The 18095-nt window shown below is 72.2% G+C and carries 14 protein-coding genes; 11 read left to right on the plus strand and 3 right to left on the minus strand.

Features of this window, described 5'->3' with window-relative positions; all coding sequences use genetic code 11:
- Window positions 1-30: 30 nt before the first annotated feature.
- Complete coding sequence (locus OG933_RS02880) at window positions 31-930, minus strand: helix-turn-helix transcriptional regulator (RefSeq protein WP_362532591.1); 900 nt, start codon at window positions 928-930, stop codon at window positions 31-33.
- 185 nt (window positions 931-1115) lie between these two features.
- Between OG933_RS02880 and OG933_RS02885 the strand changes: the two genes are divergently transcribed.
- From OG933_RS02885 to OG933_RS02905, 5 genes are read left to right on the plus strand one after another with little or no spacing between them, the layout of a single operon-like run.
- The gene (locus OG933_RS02885; protein ID WP_405625136.1) at window positions 1116-2522 is read left to right on the plus strand and encodes an MFS transporter; all 1407 of its coding nucleotides are present in this window, start codon (window positions 1116-1118) and stop codon (window positions 2520-2522) included.
- Window positions 2519-2920 carry a DUF2255 family protein gene (locus OG933_RS02890; RefSeq protein ID WP_405625137.1) on the plus strand — a complete coding sequence of 134 codons (402 nt, stop codon included), beginning with the start codon at window positions 2519-2521 and terminating at the stop codon, window positions 2918-2920. Before OG933_RS02885 ends, OG933_RS02890 begins: the two co-directional genes overlap by 4 nt.
- A gap of 19 nt (window positions 2921-2939) precedes the next feature.
- Window positions 2940-3080 (plus strand): hypothetical protein, encoded by a 141-nt coding sequence (locus OG933_RS02895; protein ID WP_405625139.1) that lies wholly within the window; start codon window positions 2940-2942, stop codon window positions 3078-3080.
- On the plus strand, window positions 3077-4672 hold the full coding sequence (locus OG933_RS02900) for a Na+/H+ antiporter (RefSeq protein WP_405625140.1): 1596 nt from the start codon (window positions 3077-3079) through the stop codon (window positions 4670-4672). The genes OG933_RS02895 and OG933_RS02900 overlap by 4 nt, the downstream gene beginning before the upstream one ends.
- 23 nt (window positions 4673-4695) lie before the next feature.
- Window positions 4696-5079, plus strand: coding sequence for a nuclear transport factor 2 family protein (locus OG933_RS02905; RefSeq protein WP_362532580.1), 384 nt, complete (start codon window positions 4696-4698; stop codon window positions 5077-5079).
- A gap of 4 nt (window positions 5080-5083) precedes the next feature.
- Here the strand turns inward: OG933_RS02905 and OG933_RS02910 are convergent, their stop codons facing one another.
- Together OG933_RS02910 and OG933_RS02915 are read right to left on the minus strand one after the other, a co-directional pair.
- Window positions 5084-7375, minus strand: coding sequence for an FUSC family protein (locus OG933_RS02910; protein ID WP_405625143.1), 2292 nt, complete (start codon window positions 7373-7375; stop codon window positions 5084-5086).
- Between the two features lie 141 nt (window positions 7376-7516).
- Window positions 7517-8830 carry an NAD(P)-binding domain-containing protein gene (locus OG933_RS02915; RefSeq protein ID WP_405625144.1) on the minus strand — a complete coding sequence of 438 codons (1314 nt, stop codon included), beginning with the start codon at window positions 8828-8830 and terminating at the stop codon, window positions 7517-7519.
- A 189-nt stretch (window positions 8831-9019) separates the two neighbouring features.
- On the opposite strand from OG933_RS02915, the gene OG933_RS02920 reads away from it, so the two are divergent.
- The 6 genes from OG933_RS02920 (at window position 9020) to OG933_RS02945 (ending at window position 18011) form a co-directional block, all read left to right on the plus strand.
- Complete coding sequence (locus OG933_RS02920; protein WP_405625145.1) at window positions 9020-9673, plus strand: TetR/AcrR family transcriptional regulator; 654 nt, start codon at window positions 9020-9022, stop codon at window positions 9671-9673.
- Window positions 9670-11382, plus strand: coding sequence for an FAD-dependent oxidoreductase (locus tag OG933_RS02925; protein WP_405625146.1), 1713 nt, complete (start codon window positions 9670-9672; stop codon window positions 11380-11382). The genes OG933_RS02920 and OG933_RS02925 overlap by 4 nt, the downstream gene beginning before the upstream one ends.
- Window positions 11379-11990 carry an acetoacetate decarboxylase family protein gene (locus OG933_RS02930; RefSeq protein WP_405625147.1) on the plus strand — a complete coding sequence of 204 codons (612 nt, stop codon included), beginning with the start codon at window positions 11379-11381 and terminating at the stop codon, window positions 11988-11990. Before OG933_RS02925 ends, OG933_RS02930 begins: the two co-directional genes overlap by 4 nt.
- Window positions 11991-12210: 220 nt before the next feature.
- Window positions 12211-13146: an alpha/beta hydrolase family protein gene (locus OG933_RS02935; RefSeq protein WP_405625148.1), complete on the plus strand. Its 936-nt coding sequence runs from the start codon at window positions 12211-12213 to the stop codon at window positions 13144-13146.
- Between the two features lie 238 nt (window positions 13147-13384).
- Entirely contained in the window at window positions 13385-14473 is a 1089-nt protein-coding gene (locus tag OG933_RS02940) for a PP2C family protein-serine/threonine phosphatase (protein ID WP_362532680.1), read from the plus strand.
- Between the two features lie 142 nt (window positions 14474-14615).
- On the plus strand, window positions 14616-18011 hold the full coding sequence (locus OG933_RS02945) for a hypothetical protein (protein WP_405625150.1): 3396 nt from the start codon (window positions 14616-14618) through the stop codon (window positions 18009-18011).
- Window positions 18012-18095 lie beyond the last annotated feature (84 nt).

The raw sequence follows: 18095 nt of genomic DNA on the forward strand, positions 1-18095 counted from the left end.
CGGCGCACCGAGCGGCGACGACCGCCGCCGTCAATTCCCCTTCTCCTCCGCGGGGTTCAGGTCCGGTTCGGTGGCGGCCAGGTCGAGGAGGACCATCTTGTCGTGGTCGGGGGTGCCGGGGTCGGCGTAGTGGGCGACCAGCCGGTGGCCGGGGAAGCCCTCCAACTGCATGGACTGGTAGGAGAGCGTGAGTTCGCCGACGTCAGGAAGGTGGAAGGTCTTGCTGCCGTGGGTGTGTGCCCGTACGTCGTAACGGTCCCAGAGCTGTACGAACTCCGGGCTCTCGGTCAGTAGTTCCTCGACGAGCCCGACGAGGTCCGGGGCGTCCGGATCGGTGCCGGCCAGGGCGCGCAGACGCCCCACGCACGCGCGGATCTGCTCGTCCCAGTGCTCGAAGACCGTGCGGGCGCCGGGGTTGAGGAACACCCAGCGCGCGACGTTGCGCTTCTCGACCGGCCACTGCTCCATGCCCACGAACAGCCGCAGCCCGCCCGGGTTCCAGGCGAGCAGGTCCATCGTGCGACTCACCACGACCGCGGGGTTGGGCCGCAGGCTCTCCAACAGCAACCTGATCCCGGGTCCTACCGACGAGGTGGGCGGCGTCGGGGGTTCGGAGGCGGCGGGACGGGCGGCGCACACGGCAAGGTCCCGCAAGTGCTCGTGCGCGTGATCGTCCAGCAGGAGGACACGGGCGAGGGCGTCGACGACGGACGGGCTGGGGTGGGCTTCCTTGCCGCGTTCCAGGCGCGTGTAGTAGTCGATGCTCACGCCGGCGAGGGTGGCCAGCTCCTCACGGCGCAGCCCGGGCGTGCGCCGCAGGCCGGGGCCGGCCTTGAGACCGGCCTGCTCGGGTGTCACCCGGGTGCGGTGGGCACGCAGGAAGCGCCCCAGTTCGGTGCCGTCGCTGCCGTTGCGCTGCTCACGTGCCATGGGGCCAGTGTGGCAGGCCGGGCAGGACGGATCCATGCGCCGGCCTGGGGGGCTCTGGCACACCCCCGAACAGCGCTCCCCGGCACAGCCCGGCCTGCCACGCGGCGCGTCCGCCGCGCAGGCTGGATGGCGGTTGAAGCACGCATTCCGTACGAGAACCCGTTTCCTCATCAGGAGATCCACCTGTGTCCAGTTCTGTCGCATCGGACAGGCCGTCGTCGTCGGCCGATACCGCCGCCGGGCGGCCCGGCACCTCGAACGGTGCCCGTTGGGCGCTGGCGGCCGCGCTGCTCGGCTTCTTCGTGATGACGCTCGACGCCCTGATCGTCAACGTCGCGCTGCCCGAGATCGGGCGCGGCTTCGGCGGCGGCATGACGGGGCTGCAGTGGGTGGTGGACGGCTACACGCTGATGTTCGCCGCGCTGCTGCTGTCCGCGGGGTCCGTGACCGACCGGATCGGCGCGCGGCAGGCGTTCGGGGCGGGGCTCGTGGTGTTCACCGTCGCCTCGGCGGCCTGCGGCTTCGCACCGAACCTGGGTGTGCTGGTCGTGGCGCGGCTGGTGCAGGGCGCGGGCGCCGCGGTGATCGTGCCGGCCTCGCTGGCCCTGATCCGCGAGGCGTTCCCCGACCCGGCCCGGCGTGCCCGGGCGATCTCGGTGTGGGCGATGGGCGGCTCGGTCGGCGCCGCTGCCGGGCCGGTCCTGGGCGGTGTGCTGAGTGAACTCAGCTGGCGGATGATCTTCTTCGTGAATCTGCCGGTGGGTGTGCTGGCGCTGGTCCTGCTCGCCAGGACCGCCCGCTCGCCCCGCCGGGGCGACGCCCCGTTCGACTGGACCGGGCAGATCGCGGCGGTGGCGGCGATGGGCGGCCTGACGTACGCGGCCATCGAGGCGGGCGCCGTCGGCGTGGGCGCGCCGCGTGTGCTGCTCGCCCTGGCGGTGGCCGTGGTCGCGGCGGTGGTCTTCCTGGCGGCCCAGGCCCGCGGCCGCAACCCGATGGTGCCGCTGGAGCTTCTGCGCGCCCGGACGATGGCGCTCTCGGCGACCATCGGCTTCGCCCTCAACGTCGGCTTCTACGGGATGATCTTCCTGCTCGGCCTGTACCTCCAGCAGGAACAGGGCCTGTCGCCGATGGCCACCGGGCTGGCGTTCCTGCCGATGACGCTGCTGACCGCGGTCGTCAGCCCGACCGCCGCCCGGCTCGCCGCGAGGTTCGGCCCGCGGATGCCGATCGTCACCGGCCAGCTCCTGATGGCCGCCGGCCTGGTGGCGCTCTGCGTTCCGCCGGCGTCGGCGCCCGCCTGGCTGCCGGTCCTGCTGATGATCCCGGTCGGAACCGGCGGTGGCCTCGCCGTGCCGGCGGTGACTTCCCTGCTTCTCGACCGGGTCCCGGCACAGCGCGCCGGCACCGCGAGCGGCGTGCTGAACGCCTCCCGCCAGCTCGGTGGCGCCCTGTCCGTGGCCGTCTTCGGCGCCCTGGTCTCCCGCCACCAGCACTTCCTGCACGGGCTGCGCACCAGCCTCCTGACCGCCGCGCTGCTCGTGATCCTGACCGCGGTGGCATCCGTACTCGTCAAGGAGAAGACCTCATGACCTCGTCGTCGGCGACACCGGCGACACCGGCCTGGACGAGCCAGGAGCTCGACCGCATCGAACGCGCGGAGGAACTGGAGATCGCGTCCCTGCGACGCGGCGGCGAGCTGGGCAGCCGGCGAACGATCTGGGTGGTCCGGGTCGGCGACGGCATCTACGTCCGTTCCGTGAACGGACCCGGCTCCGACTGGTACCGCGGTACCCGGGCCCGCCGGGAAGGCCGTATCCGGGCCGGTGGGGTCGACAAGGACGTCACGTTCATCGACGCCGACGGCGGGATCGACGACGCCGTGGATGCCGCCTACCGCGCCAAGTACGGCCGCTACTCCACCAACACCATCCAGCGCATCACGAGCTCCACCGCGGGTTCGACCACCTTGCGGCTCCTGCCGCGCTGACCGCCGCGGGAGAAGGACGATGTTCACTGTCAACGCCCACGCCGGCACATCGCGCGGCGGGCCCCTCGCCCCGGCCGCGGTCGATCGCCGCGCTCCCGGTCTGCACGAGATCGCGCTGCTCGCCGTCCGACTTCTGACCGCGCCGGGAGCCACACCGTGATCGGCCTCGAACTCGTCGTGGTCCTCGGCGTGGCGGTGCTCCTGGGCAACGCCGTCGGTGACCGCTACCGGATCGCCCCGCCCGTCGTGCTGCTGGTCCTCGGCGCACTGCTCGGCTTCGTGCCCGCGCTGCGCGAGGTGGAGCTGCCGCCGGAGGCGGTACTGCTCATCTTCCTGCCGGTGCTGCTGTACTGGGAGAGCCTGACCACCTCCCTGCGGGAGATCCGGCGGGATCTGCGCGGCATCATCCTGATGAGCACCGTGCTGGTCATCGGCACCGCCGGAGCCGTGGCGGCCGTCGCACACGAGCTGGGCCTTGCCTGGGGACCGGCCTGGGTGCTGGGCGCGGCCGTGGCCCCCACCGACGCGACCGCCGTCGGCGTCCTCGCCAAGGCACTCCCCCGCCGCAACGTCACCCTGCTGCGCGCCGAGAGCCTCATCAACGACGGCACCGCGCTGGTGCTCTTCGGGCTGGCCGTCGGCATCACGGTCGGCGAGGAGCACTTCACCGTCCCGCACGTCACCGCGCTGTTCGCCGTCTCCTATGTCGGCGGGGCCGCTGCCGGAGCGTCGACCGCATGGCTGGTGATCAGGGCGCGGCGGGTCTTCGACGACCCGCTGCTGGGCAACGTGGCCATGATCCTCACCCCGTTCACCGCCTATCTCCTCGCCGAACTGATCCACGCCTCCGGCGTCCTCGCGGCCGTCGTCGCCGGGCTGATCATGAGCCAGGCCGGACCGCGCATGGCCGCGGCCGCGATGCGCCGCCAGGCGGAGGAGGCCTGGTCGCTGGCGACGTTCGTGCTCAACGGCGCCCTGTTCGTCCTCGTCGGCCTGCAGGCCCAGGCCGCCGTGCGCGAACTGCACGGCAGCGACCTCACCAACGCCCTCATCGCCGTCGCGGCCGTCTCCGCCGTGGTCGTCGCCGCGCGCTTCGCCTTCAACTTCACGGTCCCGTATCTGATCCGGCTGCTGGACCGCCGTCCGCAGCAGCGCCTGCGCCGGATGAACTACCGCGCCCGGGTGGTCACGTCGATCGCCGGCTTCCGGGGCGCGGTGTCGCTGGCCGTGGCCCTGTCGGTGCCGACGACGCTCGACTCCGGCGCGCCCTTCCCCGACCGCGACACGATCGTCTTCGTCACCTCGGGTGTCATCGTCACCACCCTGGTCGTGCAGGGGCTGCTGCTGCCGGCGGTGGTGCGCTGGGCCCGGCTGCCCCACGACACGTCGGTGGAGGAGGAGCGCCTCCTCGCCGAGACGACCGCGACCGTGGAGGCCCTCAAGGCCCTCCCCACGCTCGTCGCGGACCTGGACACGGACCCGGACGTCGCCGAACGGATGCGCCAGGAGTACGAGACCCACCTGCTCGTCGTGCGTGCCGACGGCGGCGAGACCGATGCCCCCGACCAGGTGGCCGTCCTGCGCCACCACCACCACTACACCGCGCTGCGGCTGGCCCTCCTCGCCCACAAACGCGCCACGTTGGTCCGCCTGCGCGACGAGCACGAGATCGACGACACCGTGCTGCGCCACGTCCAGCGCCGGCTCGACATCGAAGAGGTACGGCTGTCCCGACGCCAAGCCGCCGAATGACCCCCACCAGGACAGGAGCCACCATGCCCGCATCCCCCGACGCGAACGCCCGCGAAGAGGTCCTCGCCGCCTACCGCGCCCATCTCCGGGCGATGACCGACGGCGACACCGACGCCCTGGACGACCTGCTCGACGACGGCTTCACCCTCACCCACATCACCGGGTATCAACAGCCCAAGGCCGAGTGGCTGTCCCAGATGCGGGCCGGGCGGTTCGTCTACCACGGCGTGATCGAGAAGAGCGTCACCGTCGACGTGGAGGGCGACACGGCCCGCCTCGTCGGCCGCGTCGTCACCGAGGCGACGGTCTACGGCACCCACGCCGACTGGCCGCTGCGATTCACCATGGACTACGCCCGCGACGGCGAAACGTGGACCGCGCTGCGTTCGGTGGCGACGACCTGGTGACAGGTCAGGACGGCTTGCCCGTCCCCGCGGCGGCCGCCAGGCCCGGCTGGAGGCGGCGGGCGGCGTCCAGGTGGTCGGCGGTCCAGATCATGCGGACGGCGGTGTCCGTGGCCTGCCCGTGCTCGTCGCTCAGTTCGCGGCGGAGGGATTCGACCAACTCCGCCTCGGCCACGGGATTGCGCGGCAGCGGATCCCGGACGGGGGTGTCCTGGCCCAGGACGGCGGCCAGGTCCCGGTACCAGCCGGAGACACGGCCCACGGCGCCCAGGAGGACGAGGCGGGCACCGGTCCGGTCCGGTGCGGGCCGCGGCACGCCGGCACGCTGCCACAGTCCGAGCACCGCGTCCGCCGCCAGGCGCAACCCCACGATGCCGGTGACCAGAGTGGTCATCTCCGCCAGAGGCACCGGTTTCGGGCCGCGTTCGGCCAGGTAGCTGCGGAAGGCGTCGTCGAGCCTTCGCGCGGCTGCCGCGGCTTCGAGGCGTTCCTGCAGAGCGGCATCGGCGGAGACGGGCTCGGCGCCGCAGCGACCGACGGCGTACTCCACCGCGCCCGCCAGGTACCCGGCACTCTCCCGGTAGGCCTCGGCCAGCGCGCGGTCGACCGCCGCCGTCGCGCCACGCGGCCAGAAGAAGAGCCCCACCAGCAGGCTCACCGCACAGCCGATCGCGATGTCCTGGATCCGCAGGAGCACGATGTGCCAGTCGGGGTCCTGGCCGATGTTGAACAGGATGACCAGCGTGATGGTGAAGGACGCCTGACCCGCGGCGAAGGAGATGGCGGCGGGGGCGATGCCGGCGAGGAGCACCGCGAGGGGCAGCAGGAACCAGAGAACCGTGCCGTGGTCGCCGATGAGTTGCAGGAGCACGGTGCCGATGATCGAACCCGCGACGGTGCCGCCCAGGGCGCGCACCGCGTTCTGCCCGGTGTTGAGGGCGTTGGAGCGCAGCACCGACAAGGTTCCCAGGAGCACCCAGAACGAGTGCTGGACGCCCGTCACGTTCGCGAGGGCGACCGCGATCCCGAGACCGACCGCTCCGCGCAGGCTGTTGTGCAGCCACACGGACTGCGGTTGAAGGTGCGCGGCTGCCCGCTCACGCGCCGCAGCCAACGGCGCGGCGCCCGCACCGGGCTCGCCTCCGAGCAGACGTTCGAGCCAGCTCCGGCGTTCGGCCGCCGCGGCCAGGTCCACGTTGTCGGCGATCTGAAGGGTCGCGAACCCCAGCTCCTGCGCCCGGAACGACAGGTCCAGGGCACCGATGACCGGGTGGGCCCGCGACGGCGTGCCGGCTCCGCCCCGGTGCACAGGCAGCCGGGCGGTGGCGTTGCGCTCCATGGCGGCCATGGCGGTCCGCAGCTTCTCCGAGGCGGAGTGCAGCCCGTCCGGGGAACCGTCGGGGGCATCGAGCAGGGCCGCCACCTCGTCGAGCAGGGCCGCGGCGGCGCGCCGCACGAACCGGGCGTCGGCGTCGCATTCCGGGTGGCCGTCAAGAGACGGTGCGCTGTCGGCCAGGATGCCGCTGAGCCAGGTCAGCTCGTCGACGAGCCGGACGGTGGCGCGCGAGCTCGTGGACAGGCCGGTGGGGCGGTACGGGGTGGCGTCGAACACGGTGCGCAGGTCGGCTGCCGCGGCGCAGGCCTCGTCGGCCGTGGCACGGCACTGTCCGGTGCTCGGCGCGCCCGGACCGCCTGCCAGGAGGGACGCGTCGGTGCGCAGTTGCTCGGCAGCGGCACGGCAGACCTGGGCGGCGGGCGCGCTGAGCGGGTCCGCGGCGGGGCGGGGCCACAACAAGGCGATCGCGAGCATCGAGGCGGCCGCCGCGAGGCCCGCACCCGCGAGCCGGTCGGGCAGCTCGGAGAACGGGGCGGGTGAGGTCACCGGGAGGATGAAGGCCAGCAGCAGCGCGGTGGAGGCGCCCGCGAGGACGGAGCTGACCACGCCGGAGAACAGCACCAGGAAGCCGATGGCGACCATGACGGCGACGGCGAGCCAGGTCTCGTCGGCCACGGCCGTCCCCAGGCAGATGAGGGCGGCCCAGGCCACCGCCAGACCGAGGTGTGCCCGCAGCCGCTGCACCATCGGCCCGGTGAAGTCCACGAACAGCAGCATCGAGAACGACCCGAACGCGGCGAAGGTGGCCATCGTGGGCGAGCCGATGACCTGGCTGCACAGGGCGAACAGGGCAGGCATCACGATGGCTGTCCGCCCGGCCCGCCGGGTGGCCGCCAGCTCGGGATCGTGGTCACGCAGCCACCTGGGGACCGACCCGAGCCGGAGTCGGCTGAATGTCTGCACGGGACCGTGTACCTCCTGTAGACCTGGCGTCCGGCGTGACGTCTCTTCCAGCGTGACGTGTCTCTTCCCGCTCCACGACACACGAACGTCGGTGCCGTGTTCGCCCAGCATGGCGGGCCTCGCCACCGCTGGGCCGTTCCGCTACCGCGGCACCGCCCTGCGCCTGCGCTCCTTGGCCAGTTCCCTCAGATACGCCTGCGCGTCCACCTGGATGGTGTGCCGGGTCGAGGCGACGTAACGCCGGGCCGTCCGGGCGCGGTACGTGCGGATCTCGTCGAGCATCTCCTCCCGTCCGGGCAGCGCGCACCGGCCCTCCAGGAGGTCGGCGACCCAGTGCGACTGGGCCTCCGCGAGCGGCATGATCGCACCGAGCGGCTGGACCAGACCGATGAAGTACAGCCCGGGTCGATCAGGCGCGGCAACCCGGTGGTAGAGGCCCGGATCGTTGTCCCCGGACTCGATCAGCTCGTCCTCGAGGAAGGGGAACGCGATGTCGTAGCCCGTGCAGTAGATGATCGTGTCGATCTCCTCGACGCTTCCGTCGTCGAAGAACACATGGTCGGCGTCGGCCTTTCGCGGCGCGGGTTTCACGGTGATGTCGCCGTGGCTGAGCCGGGACAGCAGGTCGTCGGAGATCGTCGGATGGGCGGCCAGAACGCGGTGGGCGGGGGTGGGCAGCCCGTAGTCCGCCAGTCGGCCACGACTCAGTCGCAGCAGGAGCTGCAGCCCGCGGTCCTGAACGGCGAGGGGCGCCTTGGCCAGCCATGAGTGGGTCAGATGGTCGGTGGGCGTGCCGAACAGGTGCTTGGGCAGAATGTGCGCGCCCCGGCGCATGGCGAGGAACGTCCGCCGGGAGACACGCGAGGTCTCCACGGCGATGTCGCAGGCCGAGTTGCCGATACCCAGTACGAGGACCCGCCGGTCGGCGAACGGCTCGGGTACGCGGTAGTCGTGCGAGTGGATCTGGGTGCCTTCGAAATCGGTGGCCCCCACGATGCCGGGTCGCGGCCAACGCGGCTTCCAGTGATGGCCGTTGGCGACGAGTACGGCATCGTACGCAGCGGTCTGGTGGTCGTTCGTGCCGCGGGGGCGTGAGGTCACCGCCCACTTGTCCCCGGCCGGGGCGACCTCGACCACCTCGGTGCGGAACCTGATCGACGGGCGCAGCCCGAAGTGGTCCACGAACGCGTCGAAGTAGCGCGCTATGTGGGCGTGGCCCGGATAGACCGGATACTCGTCCGACATGGGAAAACTGGCGTATTCCATGATCTGGCGGGACGTGTTGATGTGGAGCGAGCGATACGCCGACGACCGCCCGTTGTCGTTCAGGTAGCGCCAGTTGCCGCCCACGTCGGATCCCAGCTCGAAACAGTCGTAGGCGATGCTCCGTTCGGCGAGAACCTGGCAGGCGGTGATCCCGGACGAACCGGCCCCGATCACACACACCTTCTGCATGCCGACCTCCTTGTGACCAGCCGGTCATATCACTGGCCGACCACAGGCTGGACGGCCCGGCACTCCCTGTCAATGGGTGCGCGAGACCCCTCAACAGCCTTGCCTGTCAGACTCGTTGACATCCGGTGACCGGGGCCTCCACCATGACCGGGCGGTCACATGACCGCCCGGTCACACGGAGGAGTGCCCATGCCCACGCCCACCTGGACCCGGCTCTCGCCGGCCCGCCGCGAGCGTGTACTGGTCGCGGCCATGGACGAGTTCGGCACCCACGGCTACTCCACGGGCAGCCTGAACGTCATCGCCCGCGAGGCCGGGGTCGCCAAGGGATCGCTCTTCCAGTACTTCTCGGGCAAGCTCGATCTCTTCACCTACGTCGCCGAACAGACCTCGCTCCGGATCTACGCGCACATGCGGCCGTGGCTCGACGGCTACGACGGGACCACGGACTTCTCGGCCCATCTCGTCGACGCGCTGGAGGCCTGGCTCGACTACTTCGCCGGGCAGCCGCTCGAGCGCGGGGTGACCGCGGCCACCAACATGGAGATGAACCCCGCTGTACGGGACGCGGTCCGGGTGCCCGTGAACGCCATATACCTGGCCGGTCTCCGCCCCCTCCTGGAACGGGCCGTCGCCGCCGGCAGCCTGCGCAAGGACGCCGACCTGGACGCGCTGCTGTCGCTCCTGCTCGTGCTCCTTCCCCACCTCGCGCTGCTCCCGCACGTCCCCGGACTCGACAGCCCCCTTCCGCTCACCGCGGTCCACCCCCAGGTGCGGCGCGAGAACCTCGAACGTCTCGTCACCCCGCTGCTGGCCGACTTCAGAGTGCGAGACGACGCGTGAACGCCTTCGACTACGACGTCCTCGTCGTCGGGTCGGGGTTCGGCGGCAGCGTCAGCGCGCTGCGCCTCACCGAGAAGAACTACCGGGTCGGCGTCCTGGAAGCCGGCCGGCGCTTCGCCGACACCGACTTCCCGCGGACGTCCTGGCACGTGCGGAACTACCTGTTCGCGCCCCGCCTCGGCTGCACGGGCATCCTGCGTACGTCCCTGCTCGGCGACATCCTCGTGCTGAGCGGCGCCGGTGTCGGCGGCGGATCCCTCGGCTATGCCAACACGCTCTACGAACCACCGGCCGCCTTCTACGAGGGCTCGCACTGGGCGTCCCTCACCGACTGGCGCCGTGAACTGGCCCCCTTCTTCGCACAGGCCCGTCGCATGCTCGGCGTCACACCCAACCCGGTGTTCACCGAAGCCGACCTGCTGCTGAAGGACACCGCACGCGAACTCGGCTGCGACGACACCTTTCGCCCCACTCCGGTCGCAGTCCACTTCGGTCCGACCGATGCCACCCCCGGCGCGGCGGTGCCCGACCCGTACTTCGGCGGCGCCGGACCCGCGCGCAACACCTGCGTCAACTGCGGTGCCTGCATGACCGGTTGTCGGCACAACGCGAAGAACACCCTGCCCAAGAACTATCTCGGCCTGGCCGAACGGGCCGGCGCGCGAATCATGGAGCGCCGCACCGTCACGGGTGTCACTCGCGCCGGTGACGGCTGGGCCGTCACCTCGGTCCGCACCGGGGCTGTCCCGCGCAGGCGGCGGCAGACGCTCACGGCACGCCACGTGATCTTCGCGGCCGGCGCGCTGGGCACCCAGCGTCTGCTGCACACCCTCAAGGACGACGGCTCACTCGCCGACATCTCCCCCCGGCTCGGACGGCTGACCCGGACCAACTCGGAGGCCATCCTCGGAGTCCGCGCCCGAGCACGCGACGCGGACTACTCCCAGGGCGTGGCCATCACCTCCTCCGTCCGGCTGGACGACACCACCCATGTGGAGCCGGTCCGCTACGGCCGCGGCAGCAACCTGCTCGGGCTGCTCGGCGCGATGCTCGTCGACCCGGTGCCGGGGCGGTCCCGCCTCCTCGTGGGACTCGCCGTCATGGCACGCAACGCCCGCCGTCTCCCCGCCCTCCACAACCCTCGCCGCTGGTCCCAGCAGTCCGTGGTCCTGCTGGTCATGCAGTCGGTCGACAACTCGGTGACCACCTACCTGCGGCGCACCCGAACCGGCCGGCGCCGCCTCAGCAGCCGGCCCGGCGAGGGCGCACCCAACCCGACCTGGATCCCCGCGGGACACCGAGCCGCACGCACGGCCGCCGACCGGATCGGCGGTCAGGCCTGCGGCACCTGGGCAGACCTCTTCGACATCCCCACCACCGGTCACCTGATCGGCGGATGCACCGTCGGCGACAGCGCCGGCACCGGCGTCATCGACCCCTATCACCGTCTCCACGGCTATCCAGGACTGCATGTCATCGACGGCTCCACGATCTCCGCCAACCTCGGCGTCAACCCTTCGCTGACCATCACCGCCTTCGCCGAGCGGGCGACCGCCCTGTGGCCCAACAAGTCAGAGTCCGACCCCCGCCCGGGGCCCGGCCTCCCGTACCGTCTGGTCACACCCGTCCCACCGCGCCGGCCGGCCGTCCCGGCCACCGCCCCAGGTGCCTGGCGCCTCCACCCTCCCCACGGAACGGACGCGGAATGACTGACTACCCGGATGAGCCCTGGCACCTGGCAGGTCAGATGTACCTGTCTCTCTGGCGGGTGCCGCGCGCGGAACTTCCCCCCGTCACGCCCGGCACCCGCCACCTCACCGTCGGCGGCCGCGGCCTGGTCGGCGCGGCCTGGGTCGTCTACGAGAACGACAGCGTCCTGCGCTACAACGAACTGCTACGGGCGGTCCTGGTGCGGGACGGAGCGCGGCCCCGCGTGTGCATCACCGACATCTGGGTCGACAGCGAGACCTCCCTGGCCGGCGGTCGCGCGCTGTGGGGCATCCCCAAGGAGATGGCGATCTTCGAGGTCCAGCGGACGGACGGCATGTCGTGCGCCGCCAAGACCGGCCGGGGCACGCTCGCGGCCGGCCGGTACACCGAGCGGGGAGGTCTGCCCGGCCGCTGGCCGCTGGCCTTCAGGCTGGCGCAGACGCTGGAGGGCCGGATCAAGACCAGCCGGGTCCGCAGCAGCGCCGCCCTGCGCCTGGCGCGTGCCGAGTGGACGGCACCGGCCGACAGCCGACTCGGCGCGCTCGGCCGCCGTGCACCCATGGTCAGCCTCGCGCTGCGCGACTTCACCCTGCGCTTCGGCGGCTGAGCGTTCCCGCGAACGGTGGCGGCGGTCGAGTTCCGCCGCGGTCACCGGCTCCAGAGCTCGGCCCCGTTCAGCTGGGTGAACTCCTCCCGATCCACCGCTCGGGCTTCACGGGCGTGCCCGCGGCGGCGAGGATCTCCGACCCATGGCCGGAGAACGCCCGGACAGCACGGAGACGTACCACCGGACATCACTGTTTCCTCCCCACAGAAAAGGTGATCTCGTGTTCCGTATACTCCTGCGGTCCATGACCGCGCTGCTGCTGACCGCAGCAGCCGCCTTCACCCTCGCACCGGCCGCGCAGGCGTCGGACGCGGCGGCCTCGGTGCGCGCGGCTGACCCCTCCACCACGGGGTCGTTCCCCGTCGCCTACACCGATCTCACGGTCTCGGCCTCGGGCCGCTCGTACAGCGCACGTGTCTGGTACCCCGGCACGACGGCCGGGGCGAACGCGCCGGTCGCCTCCGGAGCCCACCCCGGCCTCGCCTTCGGGCACGGCTTCTTCCAGGCGATCACCCAGTACGAGAGCCTGCTCAAGCACTACGCCTCCTGGGGAATCATCACCGTCGCACCCAAATCCCAGGGCGGCCTGTTCCCCAGCCATTCGGCGTTCGCCGACGACCTGAACGCGGCACTCACCTGGCTCACCACCCAGAACAGCACCACCGGCTCACGGTTCGCCGGCGCGGTCAGCACCAGCAGACTCGCCGTCTCGGGGCACTCGATGGGCGGGGGCGCGGCACTGGTCGCCGCGAGCCGGAACCCGGCCGTGAGGTCCGTCTCCACTCTCGCGGCGGCGGAGACCAACCCCTCCGCCGTCGGCGCCTCCAGCGTGCTGGGCATGCCCGTCCAGTACGTCGGCGGTAGCGCCGACAGCATCGCCGGTGTCGCCGGCAACCAGCAGAGGATGTACGACGCCAAGCCGGCCGCCACCCAACTACGTGTCATCACCGGTGGGTTCCACTGCGGCTTCGAGGACAGCTCGGGCATCGGCTGCGACAGCGGAACCGTCACCCGGGCCGCCCAGCTCAAACTGACCTACGGCGTCACGACCGCCTGGCTCCTCCACACACTCGGCCTCGACTCCTCCCTGTACGACCAGGTGTGGGGCTCCGCGGCCCAGAGCCTGGCCGGTGTCGTGTACACCGCCAAGCCCTGAGCACGTCGTCGTGCGGGCGGCCACCGGAAGGCGTCATGGCCGCCCGCACGGCGACGAACCACGTGCCGGTGTCCCGCCCCGGCAACGTGATCATGGTGCGGCCGGGCCCAACCAAGGGTGATCACAGAGTGGCGGATCCAGTTGTCGCCCATATCGTCCCGATAAGATCGGAATTGTGATCAGGCCAGTGCAGCTCAGGCGCCGCCACCGTCCCTACGGCGGCCAGCGGCGGGCCGTAATGCTGTCACCGGTGCTCGTCACCGTCGTCATCGCCGCCCTGGCCTTCTCCACTCCGAGAGAGATCGCCTTCAGCCGCCTCCTGCCCGCGGCACCCGCCCTCGCAGCCGCGCTGTGGCCCGTGCTCCCGACCATCCTGCTGGGGGCGTTCTGCCTCCTGATCATGATCGGCATCAGCTTCGTCCACTCCGATCTCGGAACGCCGTACACGGTTGCCGCGATCGCCGCGGTCACCTTGGCGGCCGCCTATGCGAGCCACCTCCGGCTCCAGCGCGAGGAGACGCTCTTCCAGGTCCGGCTCGTCGCCGACGCGGCCCAGAAGGTGCTGCTGCGCCCCCTGCCGCCCCTCATCCAGGGCATCGAGATCGAGTCGCTGTACCGGGCGGCCCAGGAGCAGGCCCGGATCGGTGGCGACTTCTACGAGGTGGCCGACACGCCGTACGGCGTCCGCCTGCTCATCGGCGACGTACGCGGCAAGGGCCTGTCGGCGGTGGGGGCGGCCGCGGCAGTGATCAACTGTTTCCGGGAGAACGCGTACGACCAGCCCGACCTGAAGGGACTGGTCCGTCGCCTGCAGATCACCATGACCCGCTACAGCGCCGCGATCCCCGCCGACGATCAGCAGGAGCACTTCGCCACCGCCCTGATCACCGAGATCCCCTACGGCAGCGGGCACGTCAAGGTGCTCAACTGCGGGCATCCCCCACCGGTGTTCGTGCAGCACGGCGAAATCCACGTGCTCGAGCCCACCCGCCCCTCCACACCCCTCAATCTCGCGGCGCTCCTCGGAGACCACTACCACGTGGACACCGTCGCCTTCGTCCCCGGCGATCAGATGCTGCTCTACACCGACGGCGTGACGGAAACCCGCGACCGCAGCGGTACGTTCTTCCCGCTGCCGGACTGGATGAGCCGGCATCGCGCGGCCTCGCCCCATGAGCTGCTGACCGAGCTGCACAAGGACTTGCTCCGCTACGCCGGCGGAAGGCTCGACGACGACATCGCGGCCCTCGCCGTGCGCTGCCGGCACATCGCGGCTCAGGAGCACCAGGGTCCGTCTCCCCACGGATCCTCCCCGGAGCGGGAATGACGCGAGACCGACCGCCGCCCCGCACGAAGGGCGGCCCAGTCTCATCCGGTGACGACGCCGCGAAGGCCGGCCGGCCACGGCCGTCGCAGGTCGGCCGCCTTATTCGATCGCATGAACACATATCGCCGGGCACAATCGGCGGATGCCGATCAACGCGGAGCAACTGCTCTCCGCCCTCGCACCGCTGCCGTTCCCCGCACGCCTGGCCCTGACGGCGCGGACCGCACGCAGGCTCGCGGACGACGGGACGCTCGCCCCGCTGCTGACCGAGCTGGACGGGCGCGGGCCCTACGAGCGGCGGCTCGCGGCGTTGGCGGCGCTCGTCGGACGGGACGCGGGGTTCCTCGCGGAGCGGCTGGCCGACCCGGACCCGGTCGTCGCCGGGTATGCGCGGCGCGCCGCACGTGACCTGCCCGTACCGGACCGGGCGGTGGAGGCGGCGTACGACGACGCGCCGGCCGTGCTGCGGCAGCGGCTGGCCCGGCTGCTCGCCGCGGGAGGCCGCACCACGCTCGCCGAACGGCTGGTGGCGCGGCTGCGCGCGGAATGGGGCGACGTCGAGGCCGCGCGGCTGCTGCCGGCCTGCTCTCCCTCTTTCGTGGCGCGGGAGTTGCCGGGGCTGGCACACGCCGTCGACGGCTGGACGCGGCTCGCGGTCCGGCATCCCGACCCCGTGCTGGACCACGCCGAGCAGACCCTGGCCGACCGGGCGGGCGGCCAGCAGCGGGACGATTGGTGGCGTCTGCACGCCACCACGGTCGCGGCGCTCGCGCCGCTGCGCCCCGAGCGGGTGATGGGCCTGCTGGAACGGCACGGTCCCGGCAGTCTGCCGCCCGCGCTGAACAACGGACTCGGCCCCCTCGTCACCGCCGACCCCGAACGCGTGATCCGCTGGATCACCTCCCCCGACCGCTCGGAACAGCGCCATGAGCCGATACCGCCGCCCGGAGTGCTGCACAGGCTCGTGCGGGCCGAACCCGCGTCGCTGACCGCCCTGGGCCGTCACTGGCTGAACCGCGGTGCCCACTTCACGGCACTGGTGAAGGCCATCGCGCCCGGCCTGCGCCCCGCGTTCGTGGACGCGGTCGCCGTCGCAGGGACGCAGGGAGACCCGGCGCTGAGCGTCCTCGGCCTGCTGCCGCGCGAGCGCCGTTGGGCGGAAGTCCGGCGTGCGGCGGCCGAGTTCGACGGCACCGACTACTGGTGGGACGACCTGGACATCCTCGCCCACGGCTCGATCGACGAGGCACGTCCCGCGCTGCTCGCGGCGATCGGACGGTCCGACGCCGACGACCGGGCCGCCGCCTGGCCGCTGTTCGTGGCCTGCGCCGCCCGGGACGGCAGCCGGGAGGCGATCACCGAGCTGCTGACCACGGCGGGCCGCCGTCTGCGCAACGAGCGGGACCCGGTACGCGCCGCGGCGCTCGGCGCGCTCGCCGAGACGCACCCGCGGCTCCTCGACGCCGACGACGTCCCCCTGCTGGACGTGATCGCCGCCGGCGTACTCGAGGCACGGGACAGTTCCGCCGGGACCCTGACGGCACTGCGCACCCTCGCCGTACGTCTGCTCGTCGAGCACGCCACGGACGAGGGGTCGGATCTGCGGCACTGGGCGCTGCGCACCCTGGAGCGCATCACGAGCCGGGTCGGCGTACCCGACTTCGGCCCGCTGCACCGCGTCCTGCGGCGGGGCCAGGAGCACCAGGTGTTCGAGGCCCTGCGCCCCTGGCTCGACGCCGGGGCCGCACGGGCCGACTTCCGGCTGCTGCTGGGCCTGGCCGCCGCACTGGGACCACGCGCCAGGCGACTGCCCGAGCTCCAGGAGAGGCTGGTCACGGCCCTGGAACGCGGCGACGACGACACCTTCCGGGTGGCGGCCGAACTGTGGCTGGCCGCGCCGGCGACCCGCGGCGAACGGGTCGCCAGGATCGTCGCGCTCGAACCGTCGTCGGTCGTCCTCCCGCCCGTACGGCGGGTACTGAGCCGGCGGCGCACGGATCTGCTGGACTCCCTGCTCGACCCGTCTGCGCCCTACGGCCGCTTCCTGGTGGACGGGGCCCGGCGCCCGCTGCCGGACCTCGGCGACAGCGACCGCTGGCTGCCCCGCCAGCAGCGGACGGCGGTGCTGCTGGCCGGAGAAGCGGTCGCGGACGATTCTCTTCCGCTCGACGAGCGGGCCGCCCTCATCCGGGCCGCTGCCCCGGTGCCCGAGTTCGGGCGGGCGCTGGCACTCGCGCACAAGGACGACCCGGAGGTCGTCGTCGCCGAGGCCGCGCTCGGTGCCCTGCCCTGGACCGACCGGCCCCACGACACCCTGCCGGCGCTCCTGGAACAGGCGGGCAGCGACCGGGCCCGGGTGGCCGTGTACGCGGCGTCCCGGGCCGCCCGCTTCACCGCTCCCTCCGAACTCGCCGTCGCCCTGGGCGCGTTGCTCTCCGGGGAGCGGCCCGCGAAGGTGACCTCCCGCAAGGAGGCCGTACGGCTCGCCGCGTGCTTCCTGCCGCCCCGGCGGGCGGTGTCCCTGCTGGCGAGCACCTTCCAGGCTCCCGATCGCCACCCCGACGTGCGGGCCGCCGTCGTCCGCGCACTGCCGCCGCTGCTCGGCGAGCCGGAGGCCTGGCACCTGCTCGACGACGTCGCGCGCGACGACACCCGGCCCGTGCACGAAGCCCTCCTGGCCGTCACCCCCTGGGAGTTGGCCGAGACGCACCGCCGCGCCTACGCCGCGGTGGTCGTCGCGGCGTACGACACATCCCTCGCGCTCACGGAGGGTTTCGGGGGCGGCTATGCCGTGCTGCGCGCCATGGGGGTGTGGTGCCGCTACTCGACCGAACTGGCCGTCCGTATCACTCGTACCGTCTGCGACCTCGGCGAGCGTACGCACTGGCAGTTCGCGGGGTGGGTGACGCGCGATCTGGCCGTGTCCGAGCTGCCGCACCCCGTGGGCGGGGCCGCGCCGGGCAGCATGTTCCACGGCGCGGTGGCCGAATTGCTGGCCGCGATGCACACCGATGAGGGCGGCTGTGACGCGTTGGAGGGCCGGGACCTGCCGGCGCTGCAGCGGCTCCGGAACCTGACGTCGTTCGGCTACGTCGACGGAGTGCGACCCGAGCTGCTCGAAGCGGTCGCGGAACAGCTGGTGTCGGAACCTCTACTGGCCGCCGAACGTGCCCACCTGCTGGGCCAGTTGGTCGATCGTACGGTGGAGCCGTCCGCGCTGCTCGAACGACTGCAAGACCTCGCGGACGCGCTCGAGGGCGCCGGGACGACCGTCGCGGTCCACACGTCCGACCGGTTGCGGTCGTCCTCGGCGTATCGCGCGGTTCCGCAGCGCGCCGAGGCCCTGCTGACCGCGGCCGACCGGTTCGCCCGCGACGGCGGCACCGCGACGGGCCTGCTGGCGGTCGGCCTCGCGAAGGGAACGGGCGGCCCGCTCGACTGGCCCGAGGAGTGGCGGTCGCTGCTGCGCCTGCTGCGCGGACACGAGAACGCCGACGTACGCCACGAGGCGTACAGAACCATGACGCAAAACGAATGACCGCTGTCGAGTCTCGATCGGGCTCACGTCCTGTACGCGGCCCCTACGCCACCGCGTACAGGACCGGTGCCGATCTCCACCGGC

The sequence above is a fragment of the Streptomyces sp. NBC_00016 genome (assembly GCF_045040885.1).
Lineage (GTDB): Bacteria > Actinomycetota > Actinomycetes > Streptomycetales > Streptomycetaceae > Streptomyces > Streptomyces coriariae.